The sequence below is a fragment of the Hanstruepera flava genome, assembly GCF_023634025.1.
GTDB lineage: Bacteria > Bacteroidota > Bacteroidia > Flavobacteriales > Flavobacteriaceae > Hanstruepera > Hanstruepera flava.
On sequence record NZ_JALJCW010000001.1, the window covers coordinates 1367653 to 1384527 of the forward strand.

15 protein-coding genes are annotated in these 16875 nt (G+C 34.4%); 11 read left to right on the top strand and 4 right to left on the bottom strand.

All coding sequences use genetic code 11. The features are described from left to right. Positions 1–52: 52 nt before the first annotated feature. From MTX13_RS06395 to MTX13_RS06405, 3 genes are all read left to right on the top strand, one after another. Positions 53–538, top strand: a complete 486-nt coding sequence (locus MTX13_RS06395; protein WP_250433583.1) for a DUF1761 domain-containing protein — start codon at positions 53–55, stop codon at positions 536–538. Positions 539–599: 61 nt separating this feature from the next. Then, positions 600–1754 (top strand): GNAT family N-acetyltransferase, encoded by a 1155-nt coding sequence (locus MTX13_RS06400; RefSeq protein ID WP_250433585.1) that lies wholly within the window; start codon positions 600–602, stop codon positions 1752–1754. A 70-nt stretch (positions 1755–1824) separates the two neighbouring features. Continuing rightward, positions 1825–2028: a hypothetical protein gene (locus MTX13_RS06405; RefSeq protein ID WP_250433587.1), complete on the top strand. Its 204-nt coding sequence runs from the start codon at positions 1825–1827 to the stop codon at positions 2026–2028. A 49-nt stretch (positions 2029–2077) separates the two neighbouring features. Here MTX13_RS06405 and MTX13_RS06410 read toward each other — a convergent pair whose 3' ends face one another. Beyond that, the gene (locus MTX13_RS06410) at positions 2078–3004 is read right to left on the bottom strand and encodes an SPFH domain-containing protein (protein ID WP_250433588.1); all 927 of its coding nucleotides are present in this window, start codon (positions 3002–3004) and stop codon (positions 2078–2080) included. 76 nt (positions 3005–3080) lie between these two features. On the opposite strand from MTX13_RS06410, the gene MTX13_RS06415 reads away from it, so the two are divergent. Together MTX13_RS06415 and MTX13_RS06420 are read left to right on the top strand one after the other, a co-directional pair. Beyond that, the gene (locus MTX13_RS06415) at positions 3081–3770 is read left to right on the top strand and encodes a hypothetical protein (protein ID WP_250433589.1); all 690 of its coding nucleotides are present in this window, start codon (positions 3081–3083) and stop codon (positions 3768–3770) included. Positions 3771–3829: 59 nt separating this feature from the next. Beyond that, positions 3830–4249 carry a hypothetical protein gene (locus tag MTX13_RS06420; RefSeq protein ID WP_250433590.1) on the top strand — a complete coding sequence of 140 codons (420 nt, stop codon included), beginning with the start codon at positions 3830–3832 and terminating at the stop codon, positions 4247–4249. 37 nt (positions 4250–4286) lie between these two features. Here the strand turns inward: MTX13_RS06420 and gltX are convergent, their stop codons facing one another. Both gltX and MTX13_RS06430 read right to left on the bottom strand, forming a co-directional pair. After that, positions 4287–5804 carry a glutamate--tRNA ligase gene (gene gltX, locus MTX13_RS06425; RefSeq protein ID WP_250433591.1) on the bottom strand — a complete coding sequence of 506 codons (1518 nt, stop codon included), beginning with the start codon at positions 5802–5804 and terminating at the stop codon, positions 4287–4289. Between the two features lie 50 nt (positions 5805–5854). Next, the gene (locus tag MTX13_RS06430; protein ID WP_250433592.1) at positions 5855–6898 is read right to left on the bottom strand and encodes an alkane 1-monooxygenase; all 1044 of its coding nucleotides are present in this window, start codon (positions 6896–6898) and stop codon (positions 5855–5857) included. Between the two features lie 98 nt (positions 6899–6996). Here MTX13_RS06430 and MTX13_RS06435 point away from each other — a divergent pair, with 98 nt between their 5' ends. From MTX13_RS06435 to MTX13_RS06455, 5 genes are all read left to right on the top strand, one after another. After that, positions 6997–10407: a DUF4175 family protein gene (locus MTX13_RS06435; RefSeq protein WP_250433593.1), complete on the top strand. Its 3411-nt coding sequence runs from the start codon at positions 6997–6999 to the stop codon at positions 10405–10407. Further along, positions 10394–10813, top strand: coding sequence for an rRNA maturation RNase YbeY (gene ybeY / locus MTX13_RS06440; RefSeq protein ID WP_250433594.1), 420 nt, complete (start codon positions 10394–10396; stop codon positions 10811–10813). Before MTX13_RS06435 ends, ybeY begins: the two co-directional genes overlap by 14 nt. Positions 10814–10899: 86 nt before the next feature. Further along, a complete protein-coding gene (mnmG, locus tag MTX13_RS06445; protein WP_250433596.1) occupies positions 10900–12771 on the top strand; it encodes a tRNA uridine-5-carboxymethylaminomethyl(34) synthesis enzyme MnmG in 1872 nt (623 codons plus the stop codon). Positions 12772–12796: 25 nt separating this feature from the next. Then, on the top strand, positions 12797–13645 hold the full coding sequence (locus MTX13_RS06450; RefSeq protein WP_250433598.1) for a class I SAM-dependent methyltransferase: 849 nt from the start codon (positions 12797–12799) through the stop codon (positions 13643–13645). A 228-nt stretch (positions 13646–13873) separates the two neighbouring features. Further along, positions 13874–14389, top strand: coding sequence for an OmpH family outer membrane protein (locus MTX13_RS06455; RefSeq protein ID WP_250433600.1), 516 nt, complete (start codon positions 13874–13876; stop codon positions 14387–14389). A 32-nt stretch (positions 14390–14421) separates the two neighbouring features. Here the strand turns inward: MTX13_RS06455 and MTX13_RS06460 are convergent, their stop codons facing one another. Continuing rightward, a complete protein-coding gene (locus tag MTX13_RS06460) occupies positions 14422–15576 on the bottom strand; it encodes a DNA polymerase III subunit (protein WP_250433602.1) in 1155 nt (384 codons plus the stop codon). 75 nt (positions 15577–15651) lie between these two features. Here MTX13_RS06460 and MTX13_RS06465 point away from each other — a divergent pair, with 75 nt between their 5' ends. After that, complete coding sequence (locus MTX13_RS06465) at positions 15652–16839, top strand: phosphoglycerate kinase (RefSeq protein WP_250433603.1); 1188 nt, start codon at positions 15652–15654, stop codon at positions 16837–16839. Positions 16840–16875 lie beyond the last annotated feature (36 nt).

Here is a 16875-nt window from a genome sequence, read left to right on the forward strand (position 1 = left end):
TTAATCAGTTTTTTAAGTTATATTTAATGCACTAACTTAAAATTTATTGACTATGGAGTATTTAAACCCTCTTGCCATGTTGGTCGCGGCAGTTTCTGCTTTAGTTGTAGGCTTTATATGGTATAACCCAAAAGTTTTTGGTAATGCTTGGATGCAAGCCGCTGGTATGACAGACGAGCAAATAAAAGGCGGTAACATGGCTAAAATATTTGGTTTAGCACTGTTGTTTGCTTTTATGTTATCTACTGCTTTACCAGGTATTGTAATCCATCAAATGGGTGCTTTTAGCTTAATGGGTGGCGACCCAGCTGCAGCGCTACCTTCTTATGAAGCTTTTGTTTCTGACTATTCAGATGCTTTTAGAACCTTTAAGCATGGTGTTTTACATGGTGTGTTAACAGGTGTGTTTATTGCGTTACCAATTTTAGGAACCAATGCTTTATTTGAACGTAAAAGCGCTAAATACATTTTTATTAACAGCGGTTACTGGATTGTAACTTTAGGAATAATGGGTGGAATTATTTGCGCCTGGAAATAATTTGTAATGAACTTAAAATATAAAAGACTGATTGAACCAATCAGTCTTTTTTCATGATATTGTGATAGATTTTCAGATTTTTAAACATGCTAACAAACTGCCGAGCAACTGGAACGCTATTGCACATCACGATTTGTTTTTGCAAACAACCTATTTAGAAGCCCTTGAAAAATCCTCTCCTAAAAATATATCGCTTTATTATATTGGTTTTTACAGTCATTCAGAATTAATTGGCATAACAATAGTACAGCGCGTAGAATTATACTTAAACGACATGTTTAGGAATCATAACGACACGTGTTTTAAGGAACGGTTTAAAAACCTTGTTTCAAAGGTTTTAAAAGGCAACATACTTGTCGCTGGCAATATAACACACACTGGCCAGCATGGTGTGTATTTCAACACTACAAAGTATTCTATTAACGATTTTACTGAAGCCCTATTTAAAGCCTTGTTATTGCTAAAGCAAAACATTAAAGCGCAATACAACAAGTCTATTCGGGCATATTTAATGAAAGACTATTTTATTGAAAACCCACTACCATTATATTCAGATAAACTAAAGGCTTTTGGTTTCCATAAGCTTGTGGTTCAACCCAACATGGTTTTAGATGTTAAGCCACACTGGAATACTTTTGATGATTATATTTCAGATTTAAATAAAAAGTATCGTGATCGTTATAAAACGGCTAGAAGAAAAGCTAGACAAATTTCAAAAAAGGAACTTTATAATCAAGACATAGAAACACATTCTAAATTGCTTTATAGGCTATATAAAAACGTTTCAGATCATGCTAAAATTAACACCTTTATTCTTCCTGAAAACCATTTTTTAGAGTTTAAGTTACATTTAGAAAAAGCCTTTAGGGTCTATGTTTATTATCTTGATAATCAAATCGTAGGATTTTACACCCTTATTTTAAACGGCAAGAATCTAGAAACGTACTTTTTAGGTTACAACCCTAAATACCAATACCAACACCAGTTGTATTTAAACATGTTGTATGACATGCTTCAATTTGGCATAAAACATAATTTTAAAGCCATAGTTTACGCACGTACAGCCATGGCTATTAAAAGCTCGGTGGGAGCCAAGCCCAAAAAAATGATTATGTACTTAAAACACACAAATTGGATTATGAACACCCTTTTAAAGGCTATTTTTAAATTGATGAACCCAAAACAAGACTGGGAGGAGCGCCATCCTTTTAAATAATATAAACAGTTTTAGAGCAGGATTTTGATATCCTTTTAGTTTTCATTATTTTATAGTATAAACAGATATTATGAAAAATGTTCAGGAATTACTTACCGAAATCACACAAGTTACTCGAGATATAGAAACGAATTACCCTGAAGTTTATCAGTATTTAGATGAAAATCCAGTAACAATTCCCAATATGGAACATCCGAAAGTGGATGCAAGCGAACTTGAAGACTATTTAGAAAGTCTAAAAGACTTAATTAAAAAATACAAAGAAGAGCATTAAAAAAAGCCTCTAAAAAAGAGGCTTATCATTTCTGTAATTGAAGTTATAATTATTTTTCTTTTTTATTGTTTCTAGCTTCTTTCATAGCTTCTCCAATCTGATTACTAGCTGCAAAACTAGCTACCATATCATTTAGCATATTACTTCCAGCTTGAGGAGCGTTAGGCAATAAAATAAGGTTGCTATTGGTTTCCTCGCCAAGTGATTGTAGCGTATCGTAATGTTGTGTAACCACTATCAGTGCAGAAGCTTCTTGACTGTTTATACCTACGCGATTTAACACTTCAACAGACTCCTCTAAACCACGAGCAATCTCACGTCGTTGATCGGCAATACCTTGACCTTGTAAACGCTTACTTTCTGCTTCGGCTTTAGCTTTTTCAACAATTAAAATACGTGCGGCATCACCTTCAAATTGTGCGGCTATTTTTTCACGCTCCGATGCATTAATACGGTTCATAGCCGCCTTTACTTGTGCATCAGGATCAATGTCTGTAACCAAGGTTTTAATAATATCAAATCCATAATCCAACATAGCATCATTCAATTCGGCTTTTACGGCTAAAGCAATATCATCTTTTTTTACAAAAACATCATCTAATTTCATTTTAGGAACTTCGGCACGTACCACATCAAATACATAACTGGTAATTTGGTCGTGTGGGTAATCCAGCTTATAAAAAGCGTCGTAAACCTTGTCTTTAATAACTTTATATTGAACCGAAACTTTTAAGCGTACGAACACATCATCTAACGTTTTGGTTTCTATAATCACATCCAGTTGTTGGATTTTTAAACTCAATCGTCCAGCTACTCTATCTACCAAAGGAATTTTCATTTGTAGTCCAGAATGACGAATGCTTTGAAATTTCCCAAAGCGCTCAATTATGGCAGCCGACTGTTGTTTAACAATGAAGAATGACGATATTAAAATAAGAAGTCCAAAAACGACAAAAGGAATCAAATAAAAAGGCATAGCAATGAGATTTAATGGTTAAAAAATAAGTTGTACTAATTTAAGTTATATTTGTTGCAATCACATACTCAAAAGCATGCAATTTATACGACTTATTTTATTAGTAGCTATTTCTATAGGTTTTGTTACAACTAGTTACGCACAAAGACGGCCTCATGGTACCATTCCTATTGTTAACGGTATAGGTATTTCGGGAGGGATCACGCAATTTGATTTTCAAACCGACAATTTTGAAACCAAAGCTGGAAACGGCTGGGCTGTTGCGGGTTCTGCAACGGTTGATATTCCGCACAAATGGTACAATATCAGTTATATGATTCAAATAGCCGAAAATAATGTGGGCATTGCCGCAAGTCAAGTTCCTTTAGGAACTGAAGAGTTTTTGGATTATAAAATTTTTACAGCTCAAATTGCTTTGTTAATGCATGTAAAAATTATTGGGCCTTATTTAACATTAGATTTAGGCCCTATGCTGCAATATAATGGCGAGATGGAGCTAAAGGATGATACCAAAGAAAACTACTTTATAAAAAACTACGATGCTTTGCTAGCCCAAGACATTTCTGATATTTCAAAATTCAATATTGATGGTACCGTAGGTTTGTCTGCAGGAATCAGTCATTTTAGGGTAAAAGCAGCTTATATTTACGGCTTTCTAAATACGTTTGATAAGTTGAATGACAATAACCTAAATATAGGTACCAACACTAATAAATTTAAGGGCAACCAATCTATGTTTGTATTTTCTTTAATGATTTCGTTTTAGGATAAAACCATTGAATTTTTTTTATTTGATATTACTCATCACCATCAAAACAAAAATATATGACATATAAATATTCTATTTGTCACCCAGAAAAAGAAGATATAGAATATTTAAATAGTCCATTATCCAAAAATGAAGTTTTAGAAGTAGCTAAAAATTACCCTTGGATAGATAAGCTAAAGCTTTTAAATTCATTAAACCCCAAAGACATTCACTATAACCCTTCTATTGATTTTATTTGCATAGAAAATGGTAAAAGTTTCTGTTTGACTGCTAATTACGATAGTGACCAAAAACTTGAATTTTCATTATGGTATAATAGGCCAAAAAAAATAAAAGTTCTATTTGGAATATTAGGAGAAAAAGGACAAATGGTTGTTGACGATATTTGGTCTGTTAGTTTTGAAAAATCCCTAAAATATTTGAAGTATTTTGTGAATGAAAATTACTCTTTAATTGAGGAATTATATAAAGGGTAACGAATAACTCACTGAACTATTTTTGCTTATGCGAACGTTACCCCAATTTATTCACCAAACATTCAATACGGTTAAGCGTTTCATTTTTACCCACCATAAACATGATATCAAAAACATCAGGGCCTTTTAAGTCTCCAACCAAGGCCAAACGCAAAGGCATCATAACCTTACCGAAACCAATTTCATTTTCTGTAATCCAACCTTTAACAGCCTTTTGAAGCGTTTCTACTTCAAAATTGTCTACGCCGCTAATAATGGACTTAACTGTGCCCATAATGTCTTTTGTATCCGCTTTAATGGCCTTTTTAAAAGCTTTCTCTTCATAGGTTTTTGGTGCCTCAAAAAAGAAATGGCCTAAATCCCAAAAATCATTTACAAAGGTTGCGCGTTCTTTTATTAATCCAATTACTAGAGCTATATAGTTAACATCAATTTCTTGTAATTGGTCATGACTTCTTTGAAAAGCAATAGCCAAATCATCATTGTTTTGTTCTTGCATATAATGGTGGTTAAACCATTTAATTTTATCAGGATCAAAGCGCGCTCCAGATTTATTGACTTTAGATAAATCAAAGGCATTTACCAATTCTTCAAGACTGAAAATTTCCTGTTCGGTACCAGGATTCCATCCTAAAAAGGCTAAAAAGTTTATAACAGCTTCTTGAAAATAACCATCTTCTCTATAACCTTTGGATATATCACCCTCTGGAGATGTATACTCTAAAGGAAACACCGGAAAACCAAGTTTGTCGCCATCACGCTTACTTAATTTGCCTTTTCCTGTAGGTTTTAAAATTAAGGGTAGGTGGGCAAATTCAGGTGATTGCCATCCAAAAGCTTCGTACAATTGATAGTGTAGTGCCAATGATGGCAACCATTCTTCGCCACGAATTACGTGTGTAATTTTCATTAAGTGGTCATCAACAATATTAGCCAAGTGATAGGTTGGCATGCCATCGCTTTTGAACAAGACTTTGTCGTCCAGAATATTGGTATCTATTTTAATATTACCTCGAACAATATCTTTAAGATGCAGGGTTTCGTCTTGAGGTGATAAAAAACGAATCACGTAATCTTCACCAGCTTCAATTTTAGCTTGGGTTTCTTCAGCAGAAAGCACTAAAGAATTTACCAAACGGCCTTTTTCACGATTGTGCCAATTGTAAATAAAGGTTTTGCCTTGGGCTTCATGATCTTTTCTGTGCGCATCCAGTTGTTCAGCGGTATCAAAAGCATAATAAGCCCTGCCTTTAGCAACCAGCTCATCGGCATATTGCTTATACAAATGCTTGCGTTCGCTTTGTCTGTATGGTCCAAACTCCCCCGTTTTTCCTGGGCCTTCATCAAACGGTATGTTACACCAGTTCAACGATTCAATTATATAGTCTTCAGCACCTTCAACATAACGGTTTTGGTCTGTATCTTCTATACGAAGCACAAAGGTTCCATTGTGTTTTTTGGCAAATAAATAATTAAATAGGGCAGTACGAACACCTCCAATATGTAAAGGTCCTGTTGGACTTGGTGCGAAACGCACGCGAACCGGATTACTCATGCAAATAAATTTTGCGCAAAGATAAAACCTTAATTAGTTTTAAAGCAATTTTAAGCCGAAATCATATAAGTTGGCACCCGCTTATTCATAATTTTAAACCATAAAGGCGGAATAAGCGCCAAAACCATGGAGGTAGGATAGCCAAATGGCATTTGCGGGCTTTCTTCATGGCATTCCAATATTTGATATTTTTTTGAAGATTTGTAGTGGTGATCACTATGGCGCGTTAATTCGTAAAGTACAATTCTGCCAACCACATGGTTGGAGTTCCAAGAATGGTTTTCCTTCACACGTTCGTATCTACCAGATGCTGTTTTTAAGCGCAATAGTCCATAGTGTTCAATATAATTCACGGTTTCAAGTAATAAAAATCCTGTTATTCCAGCGACAATTGCAAACAATAATCCTGTGTTCCCAAAGACAGAAAACACAGCTACTAAATAGATAATTTGAATAACACTATACCAAAACATGTCGTTCTTTACAGAAAAAAAGGATTTACCACTATTTTTTAGCAATTTTAGTTGAATACGCCATGCACTTATATATTGCCTAGCGGTTGAGGTAAACCAAAAGGAATAGACATGTTGGTTATATCGAGCTGTAGCAGGATCTTCTTTTGTTGCGGCATGTAAATGATGCCCATAGTTATGCTCAATAAAAAAATGCATGTATAATGACGGCAGGAGTAAAGCCTTGCCAATAAAACGCTCGTTGGAAGTCTGTCTGTGACCCAGTTCATGGGCAACATTTATGCCGTTTGTTCCCAAAACCATACCCAAACTTAAAACCAAGCCAACAAACTCATAAGTTTCCAAAGGAACGGTTGTAACCGTAATTAAGGACCAAATTATTAGTCCGTAAACAATTGGAAGGTTTAAATATAGCATCCAATCAAAGAGCTTGTTAACCATTTTGTTTTGTAATTCAGCTTCCGAATAGTTAGTATTGTCTTCGGGTAGAATTAATTCCAATATAGGGATTATACAAAAAGAAAATACAGGAGTTAAAAAACACAAAAGACCTTTAAAATGTAATCCGATTAAAGCGGTTAAAGGAATAGAAAGTGCTGCTAAATATTTTAAATCTTTCATTAGGGTACTATATTTTTAACAGAATGTTATCAAATTTAAGGAAATAGGGTATAAAATAAAATTGTAGATTAGTAAGTTAATTACATATTTACAAGAAATTGGCAGAATTTAAAGACATATTACACAAACTTGAAGCCTTTGTAAAGCGGTATTACACTAATGAGCTTATAAAAGGCGCTTTGTTATTTGTTGCCATTGGATTTACGTACTTTTTATTGACACTTTTTATTGAATATGTATTTTGGTTGAATTCAACTTTAAGAACCATTTTGTTTTGGTTGTTTGTTGTGGTGGAATTAACCTTGTTTGTAAAATATATAGCTTTTCCTTTAGCCAAACTCTTTAAATTAAAACGAGGCATAGATTACAACCAAGCGGCACAGATTATTGGCATGCATTTTCCTGAAGTAAACGATAAACTTTTAAATGTTTTACAACTTAATCAGGATAATGAGCAATCAGAGCTATTGGTGGCCAGTATTAATCAAAAATCAACTGAATTACAGCCCATACCCTTTAAGCTAGCTGTTAATTTTAAAGACAACACCAGATACTTAAAGTATACAGCCATACCGGTTTTAATTTTATTGATTTCATATTTCTCTGGGAAAATAGATTGGTTCAGCGATAGTTATGAACGTGTTGTAAATTACCAAACGGCCTACGAGCCCCCTGCGCCATTTCAGTTTTTTGTAGTAAACGAAAACTTAAATGCCACTGAAAACAAAGATTTTAAACTGATTGTAAAAACAGCTGGGAATGTTGTTCCAGAAAACGCAAAAATTCAATACAACAATGAAGCATATTTCTTACAACAAACTGCACCAGGAGCATTTGAATATGTGTTTACTAAACCAAAAAATGACATAGAGTTTAACTTATCAGCCAATACAGTAATCTCAAAACCTTATACACTTAAGGTTTCGGAAGTACCATCAATATTAGGTTTCGAAATGGTTTTAGATTATCCAAGCTATACTAAAAAAACAGACGAAACTTTAAAAGGCAACGGGAACGCAACGATTCCTCAAGGCACGCAAATTACGTGGCGTGTTAAAACAAAATCAACCAATATTGTTAATCTATATGCTAATGACACGGTTGTTTTTAATATGGATACAGAAAACGTTTACGAAACAACCAAGCGCGCTGCTTCGACATTTGATTACACCATTGCCACGAGCAATGATTTTGTTCAGGATTATGAACGCTTGAATTTTAATATCGATGTCATTAAAGATGATTTTCCAGAACTCAATGTGAAAATGGAATTGGATAGCCTAGACCAGCAAACCATGTATTTTTATGGTCAGGCCAGTGATGATTATGGATTACGCAAATTGCAACTTGTATATTATCCACTAAACAATGTAGAAAATATTAAAGTCGAAGCAATTCCTATAGCAAATGATAATATTGACGATTTCATCTCTACATTTCCCAACAATCTTAATTTAGAAGAAGGTATTAGTTACGAATTGTATTTTCAAGTATTCGACAATGATGCTATTAATAATTACAAGAGCACAAAAAGCAATATTTATACCTATAGAAAGCTTACACAATCTGAAGAAGTAGAAAAACAGCTTCAACAACAAAATGAAACCATTCAGGATTTGAACGAATCTTTGAAGAAAATGGAAACCAGAGAAAAAGAATTAGAAGAGTTTTCTAAAACACAAAAAGAAAAATCAGAATTAAATTTTAATGATAAAAAGAAATTCGAAAACTTCTTAAAACGTCAAAAACAACAGGAAGAGATGATGCAAAACTTCAACAAGAAGTTAAAAGAAAATTTAGAAGAATTTCAGAAAGAAAACCAAGAAGAAGACCAATTTAAGGAAGATTTAAAAGAGCGCCTGGAAGAAAACGAACAACAGCTTAAAGAAGACGAAAAATTACTGGAAGAGTTAGAAAAATTACAAGAAAAAATAAACAAAGAAGAGCTGACAGAAAAGCTTGAAAAATTAGCCAAGCAAAACAAAAACCAGAAACGCAGTTTGGAACAGTTATTAGAGTTAACCAAACGCTACTATGTTGCTAAAAAGCTTGAAAAATTACAGCAAGAACTAGATAAATTAGCTGAAGAGCAAGAAGAGCTTTCTGAAGCATCAGATGAAAATAACACCAAGAAAGCCCAAGATTCATTAAACCAAAAGTTTGATGATTTTAAAGAGGAAATGGAACAACTTGAAAAAGACAATCAAGACCTTAAACAACCTTTAGATGTTCCTAGAGACGAAAAGCAACAGGAGGCTATTGATAAAGACCAACAGGAAGCATCAGACGAGTTAGGAAATAAAGAAGAGAATCAAAAACAAGACAACGAAGAGAAAGCTAACGAGAATAGCAATAAAGCCAAGCAGAAACAAAAACAGGCTGCTCAAAAAATGAAACAAATGAGCCAACAGATGCAAATGGCAATGCAAATGGGAGGCGCAGAACAAATGCAGGAAGACATGGAAATGTTACGACAAATTTTGGACAATTTGGTGTTGTTTTCATTTGATCAGGAAGCTTTAATGAATCAGTTTAAGAGCATTGAGATTAATCACAATAAGTATGCAAGTTATTTAGTTAAGCAGAGTAATTTAAAAGAGCATTTTTCACATATAGATGATAGTTTATTTGCTTTATCGTTGCGTCAGCCAAAAATTTCAGAAAAAATAAACAAAGAAATCTCCGACGTCTTTTTTAATATAGACAAATCATTGGACCAGTTTTCTGAAAACCGGATGTACCAAGGTATCGCCAATCAACAGTACACCATTACGGCAGCAAACAATTTAGCCGATTTTTTAAGTGAGATGCTAAATAATATGCAAATGCAAATGAGCGCTTCTGGTACAGGACAAGGAGGACAACCAGAGCCTGGATTGCCAGACATTATAATGAGTCAAGAAGAGCTTAATAAGCAAATGCAAGATGGCATGAAAAAAAGCCAAGAAGGGAAACCAAAAGATGGAGAAGTAGGCAAGGAAGGTGAAAAGGGTGAAAAAGAAGGACAGGAAGGCCCAGAGTCCCCAAATGGTGAAAACGGCAAACAAGGTGAGGGTGGTAAACAGCAAGGAGACGGAGAAGGTTCTGAAGAGTTAAACGGCGAGTTGTTTAAAATTTACCAACAACAACAACAGATTAGACAAGCGTTAGAAGACAAGTTAGCAAAAGAAGGCAAGAATGGGGTAGGGCAAAACTTAATCAAGCAAATGGAACAAATAGAATTGGATCTTCTTAATAAAGGCTTTACCAACCAAACTTTGCAGCGAATGATGAACTTGCAGCATCAGTTGTTAAAGCTTGAGAATGCTACATTTCAACAAGGACAAGACAATAAACGTAAGTCCAAAACCAATAACGCAGATTTTGATAATAATACGAATAACAAAATACCAACCGCTAAAGAATATTTTAATACTACTGAAATATTAAATAGGCAGACCTTACCTTTGCAACCAGTTTATAAAAAGAAGGTGCAAGAATACTTTAAGGAAAGCGATGATAAGTTTTAACTACGAAACCGATTTTGAATTAGACAATGAAAATCGCCTGTCTAATTGGATTGCAACTGTTATTGAAACAGAAGGGTTTAAGTACGAAGACATAAATTACATTTTTTGTAATGATGATTATTTGCATAAAATAAATGTCGAATTTTTAAATCATGATACCTTAACTGATATTATTAGTTTTGATTATTCAGTAGGAAAAATATTACAAGGAGATATTTATATTTCAGTCGATCGTGTTAGGGACAATGCTATAGATTTTAAACAGCAATTTGATGACGAATTGTATCGCGTTATGGTTCATGGCGTACTGCACTATTGTGGGTATAAAGATAAATCTGAAGAAGAAGCAACCCAAATGAGAGACAAGGAAAACGAGTATTTAGAACTGTTAAAACAAATTGACTAATTCGTCGTATATTTGCACCCTTAAATTAAAATGAATGAAATTGTTCCACGTGAAACAATTTTACTAATGGTAATTAAACTTAAGTTATGTTTAACGAGATTTATGATGTTGTTGTTGTTGGTGCTGGCCATGCGGGCAGTGAAGCTGCCGCTGCTGCTGCCAACATGGGAAGTAAAACTTTGTTAGTTACTATGAACCTGCAGAACATTGCGCAAATGTCTTGTAATCCTGCCATGGGAGGAATAGCTAAAGGTCAAATAGTAAGGGAGATTGATGCGCTGGGCGGTTATAGCGGAATTGTAAGTGATACTTCCGCAATTCAATTTAAAATGCTAAACAAGTCTAAAGGACCTGCTATGTGGAGCCCTAGAGTTCAAAGTGACCGTATGCGTTTTGCTGAAGATTGGCGTTTGCTTTTGGAGAAGACTCCTAATTTAGATTTCTATCAAGAGATGGTTTCTGGTTTATTGATTGAGAATAATCGTGTAATAGGCGTAAAAACATCTCTAGGGATTGAGGTAAAAGCCAAGTCTGTTGTGTTAACTAATGGTACTTTTTTAAATGGCCTGATTCATATTGGAGATAAAAACTTTGGAGGCGGTAGAGCAGGAGAGCGTGCGGCAACAGGAATAACAGAACAACTGGTTAATCTTGGTTTTGATTCTGGACGAATGAAAACAGGAACACCACCACGTGTTGACGGCAGATCGTTGGATTATTCTAAAATGACCGAACAACCAGGAGACGAAAACCCGCAAAAGTTTTCATATCTGGATATTACGAAACCGCTTACAGAACAGCGTTCCTGTTATATGACTTATACTAGTCCTGAAGTGCATGATTTGCTTCGAGAAGGATTTGAGCGCTCACCAATGTTTAATGGTAGAATTAAAAGTTTAGGGCCGCGTTATTGTCCATCAATCGAGGATAAGATTAATCGTTTTGCAGATAAGGATAGACATCAATTGTTTGTTGAACCAGAAGGTTGGAATACGGTTGAGGTTTATGTAAATGGCTTTTCTACATCCCTGCCAGAAGACGTACAGTTTAGAGCTTTGCGTTCGGTAGCTGGATTTGAAAACGTGAAATTTTTCAGGCCTGGATATGCTATTGAATATGATTATTTTCCCCCAACTCAATTGCAGCATACATTAGAGACAAAATTGATTGAAGGATTATATTTTGCAGGTCAAATTAATGGCACAACTGGTTATGAAGAAGCGGCTTCTCAAGGTTTAATAGCTGGAATAAACGCGAGCTTAAAAGTACAGGAAAAAGACCCGTTTACCCTATCTAGAAGTGAGGCTTATATCGGTGTTTTGATTGATGATTTAATTACAAAAGGCACAGAAGAACCTTACAGAATGTTTACTTCGCGCGCAGAATATAGAACGCTATTGCGTCAGGATAATGCTGATTTTAGATTAACACCAAAAGGCTATAACGTTGGATTGGCGTCAGAAAAACGTTTAAAACGCATGGAAGAAAAGCAGCAAGCTTCAGATGCCTTTGTTCAGTTTTTTAAAGACACGAGCGTCAAACCAGAAGAGATTAACCCGATATTAGAGGCTAATAATTCCTCGTTAATGAAGCAATCAGACAAGATGTTTAAGATATTTGCAAGGCCAAATATTACGATAGGCGATATGCGTAGGGTGGAATCGGTTAATAATTATATAGTAGATCATAAATTAGATGACGAGGTTATCGAGCAAACAGAAATACAGGTTAAGTATTCCGGTTATATTGAGAAGGAGAAAAACAATGCCGACAAACTTTCTAGGTTAGAGAATATAAAAATACCAAAGGATTTTGACTACTCAAAACTCAAATCAATGAGCATGGAGGCCCGTGAAAAGTTAAGTAAAATTCAACCTGTAACCATATCACAGGCATCTCGAATTAGTGGTGTTTCTCCAAGTGATGTTTCTGTACTTTTGGTCTATATGGGTCGTTAATGTTTCACGTGGAACATCTCTATAAATGAAAGAAAAAAACCGGTTTCTTAACGTAAAAGATTACTCCGTTACAGGAGAAGAGTTTCAGTTGTTTTACAATGCCGACCTTGATATGCTGGAGACACATCCGCAGCCTTTGGAAAATGAGCTGGGTAATTACTATAAAACAGAAGACTATATATCGCACACAGATTCCAAACGCAACCTTATGGAATACATTTACCATACTGTTCGTCAGTTTACATTAAAACGTAAGGTAAAGCTGATAAGTAAATACGCCAAAAACGAAAAAACCCTTTTAGATATTGGATGTGGCACAGGCGATTTTCTACAGACAGCAAAAAAAAATGGCTGGCAAATTACCGGAATCGAACCTAATGGAGATGCAAGAGCTATTGCTAATTCAAAAACAGATAGCGCTGTAATGGATTCGCCATGTTTATTTGATCTAAAAAGCAGTCAGTATGATGTTATTACATTATGGCATGTATTGGAACACTTGCCAAATTTAGAAAAGTATACTGCTACGTTAAGCGGGTTGTTAAAACCTAACGGCACATTAATTATAGCAGTTCCTAATTTTAAAAGTTACGATGCAGCATACTATAAATCGTTTTGGGCAGCTTATGATGTACCTAGACATTTGTGGCATTTTTCAAAAACATCAATTTCAAAATTATTTCAAAAAGCAGGTTTTTCAGTCACAGATATTAAACCTATGGTGTTCGATTCGTTTTATGTAAGCTTATTATCTGAAAAATATAAAACGGGATCGATGAATCCATTACGAGCATTTTGGATTGGATTGTTGTCAAATATCAAAGCAAAATCTTCAAAAGAGTATTCATCGCACATTTACATCCTTAAAAAGTAATTTTTTTGTTTTAAGAACATCTATTGCTTTTTTATTAATAGAACAACCAAAACCACAGAAGCATTTTTTAAACGCGCTTAAATTGCTTTATTTGAAGCGATATTTCATAGCTAACACTTATTGTAAGTATCGAAAATAATAATTATTCCTTATAGTTAATTATTTCCTTACAAGAATTAGAAATACTAATTACTTTTCTACATTTGCGCATCTAAATTTTTTTAAAACATGAAAAAAATAATATTAGTACTATTGGGTTTTGTTACTTTGACATCTTGTAATCAAGACAAGATAGTTTTTGTGAATAATAGTTATGTTATTAATGAATATCAAGAAAGAAAAGATATTGAAGCTAAATACAAAATAAAAGTTGAGGCTTATAATAAGAAACGCGATAGTATTGGTCAAGCCTTGCAATTGGAATACCAGTCATTTCAGTTAAAGTCTAAATCTCTACCAGAAAAAGACGCTCAAGCAGAATACCAAATGTTGTTACAAAAACAACAAATGTACCAACAGCAATTTCAAATGGAAGAACAGCAAATTGCTAAAGAAAGTCAAACAGAAATAGATTCATTAATTTCAAAGGTAAAAACATTTATTAAAAAGCATGGTAAGGAAAATAACTATACTTATGTGCTAGGAACCAGCGATGCTGCATCAAGTGTTTTATATGGAAAAGAAGAAAATGATATATCTGAAACGATATTAAAAGCCTTAAACGAAAATTATAAAAAAGATTAAAAAAACAACATAATATATTGAAAGCCAGTCTTTTAACTGGCTTTTTTATGTAGTAATCGAGTAAGTTTTATAGATAAATCTGTAAGGATAATTTTTGAATTACCATTACGTTCAATGTGATAAATGGCGTCTTGTAATTCGTCTGAAATTTCAATAATGTTGTTGCCATGGACAAAAGGTGCAAACTTTTCCAATTTAAAGTTTGCAGATTTAGGCTCCATAAAAACCAACTCGTCTGTCTTGTAATTCATTAATAAGGCCTGCCTAAAAAAGTTGAGACAAAATTGTAAGAACTGTTTTTGCGTTTCACGACCAGTTTTGGCAATATCTTCACTCCAGGAAATTAAATCGTGAATGGCATTTTTGTTGCCTCTTGCTTTAAATGCACTTCTAATCCAATACACAAACCATTCTTCAAACTGGGTGTCTTCAGTATCTTGGTAAACCAGATCGCTAGCCTTATTAAAATTTCCATTGGCTTGATGGGCTATTTTACCTGCTACATCCTCTGCAATAGAATACTTATTTATTAATCCTTGCTTAATGATTTCCTCTGAAAGTGGAGGAAAATGTAAAACTTGGCAACGTGACTTAATGGTGTTAATTATTTGTTCCTCGTCTTCAGTAATAAGAATAAAAACAGTTTGTTTGGGCGGCTCTTCAATTAACTTTAAAAGTTTATTGGCAGCTTGCGTGTTAATCTTTTCGGCCATCCAAATAATCATAACCTTGTAACCGCCTTCATAAGATTTTAGCGAGAGAGATTTAACAATGTCCTGAGCCTCATCAACACCTATTTGACCTTGCTTTTTTTCAATGCCAATTTTTTTATACCAATCAAATAAATTACCATAAGGTTGCTCATCGATGAGCTCTCGCCATTCAGCTAAAAAATGACTGGAAACAGGGTGGCTTTTTATAACACCATTAGTGGCTACAGGAAAAGCAAAATGTAAGTCGGGATGCGATAGATTATTGAATTTTAAATTACAGGATTCGTTGCCACCAGTATTTTCATTTTCGGTATTCTTACATAATAAGTATTGCGCATAGGCAATAGCCATTGGTAGAGTTCCGCAACCTTCAGGACCCACAAACAATTGTGCATGAGCAATACGACCATTATTCACGCTTTGTGTAAGATGTGCTTTTATATGTTCTTGTCCTAAAATCTCACTAAATAACATGGGGTAAAGATAACAGATTTACTACTGTTTTTCTGAAATGAAAAAATTATATTTGTCAATCTAATTAATTACATCATGAAAACCCTAAACGACTTTAATTTTGAAAATAAAAAAGCCCTTATTCGAGTAGATTTTAATGTGCCATTAAATGAAGAATTTAATGTAACCGATGCTACACGAATTAAATCTGCAAAACCAACAATTATTAAGGTTTTGGAAGATGGTGGAAGTTGCATTTTAATGTCGCATTTAGGACGTCCAAAAGGGCGAGAAGATAAATATTCGCTAAAACACATTGTAGATACTGCTAAAGACATTTTGGGTGTCGAAATTAAATTTGCTGAAGATTGCATAGGGGAAAAAGCGAGAGAAGCAGCTTATAGTTTACAACCTGGTGAGATTCTATTGTTGGAAAACCTTCGTTTTCATGAAGAGGAAACTAAAGGCGATGAAGCATTTGCCAAGCAACTTTCAGAATTGGGAGATATTTATGTTAATGATGCTTTTGGTACAGCGCACAGAGCACATGCTTCAACAACTATTATAGCACAATTTTTTCCAGATAAAAAATGTTTTGGATACTTGTTGCAACAGGAGATAGAAAGTATCAAGAAAGTTATGGAAACAGGAGAAAAACCTGTATGTGCTGTTTTGGGTGGCGCCAAAGTATCTTCTAAAATCACTATTATTGACAACATACTCGATAAAATAGACCATTTAATAATTGGAGGAGGAATGACCTTCACGTTTATTAAGGCGAAAGGTGGATTAATAGGAAATTCTTTAGTTGAAGAAGATAAGCTGGATCTAGCAAACTCAATTTTAGAAAAAGCTAAAGCGAAAAGTGTAAAAGTACATTTACCTGTCGATGCCATTATTGCCAATGGATTTAGTAATGATGCTAAAACTAACACATGCCCAGTGAACCAAATTCCTGATGGGTGGATGGGTCTTGATGTTGGGCCAAATACAGAAGCTCTGTTTGCAGATGTAATACGCGATTCTAAAACTATTTTATGGAACGGGCCTTTAGGTGTTTTTGAAATGCCAAATTTTGCAAAAGGTACTATTGCTTTAGGCTATGCAATTGCTGAAGCAACAGAAAACGGTGCTTTTTCATTAGTAGGAGGAGGCGATTCGGTCGCGGCTGTTAAGCAATTTGATTTTGAAGATAAGGTAAGCTATGTAAGTACTGGTGGTGGAGCCATGTTAGAAAGCCTTGAGGGTAAGATCTTACCAGGAATTGCAGCCATTTTAGAATAATTTAGTATATTTCGTTCAGCCTCAATGTTTAAGCCA

Coding starts and splice junctions, on each gene's coding strand:
- MTX13_RS06465 (WP_250433603.1), top strand. CDS start 15,652: ATGAAAACCCTAAACGACTTTAATTTTGAAAATAAAAAAGCCCTTATT.
- gltX (WP_250433591.1), bottom strand. CDS start 5,804: ATGAGTAATCCGGTTCGCGTGCGTTTCGCACCAAGTCCAACAGGACCT.
- ybeY (WP_250433594.1), top strand. CDS start 10,394: ATGATAAGTTTTAACTACGAAACCGATTTTGAATTAGACAATGAAAAT.
- mnmG (WP_250433596.1), top strand. CDS start 10,900: ATGTTTAACGAGATTTATGATGTTGTTGTTGTTGGTGCTGGCCATGCG.
- MTX13_RS06430 (WP_250433592.1), bottom strand. CDS start 6,898: ATGAAAGATTTAAAATATTTAGCAGCACTTTCTATTCCTTTAACCGCT.
- MTX13_RS06395 (WP_250433583.1), top strand. CDS start 53: ATGGAGTATTTAAACCCTCTTGCCATGTTGGTCGCGGCAGTTTCTGCT.
- MTX13_RS06415 (WP_250433589.1), top strand. CDS start 3,081: ATGCAATTTATACGACTTATTTTATTAGTAGCTATTTCTATAGGTTTT.
- MTX13_RS06405 (WP_250433587.1), top strand. CDS start 1,825: ATGAAAAATGTTCAGGAATTACTTACCGAAATCACACAAGTTACTCGA.
- MTX13_RS06455 (WP_250433600.1), top strand. CDS start 13,874: ATGAAAAAAATAATATTAGTACTATTGGGTTTTGTTACTTTGACATCT.
- MTX13_RS06460 (WP_250433602.1), bottom strand. CDS start 15,576: ATGTTATTTAGTGAGATTTTAGGACAAGAACATATAAAAGCACATCTT.
- MTX13_RS06420 (WP_250433590.1), top strand. CDS start 3,830: ATGACATATAAATATTCTATTTGTCACCCAGAAAAAGAAGATATAGAA.
- MTX13_RS06410 (WP_250433588.1), bottom strand. CDS start 3,004: ATGCCTTTTTATTTGATTCCTTTTGTCGTTTTTGGACTTCTTATTTTA.
- MTX13_RS06450 (WP_250433598.1), top strand. CDS start 12,797: ATGAAAGAAAAAAACCGGTTTCTTAACGTAAAAGATTACTCCGTTACA.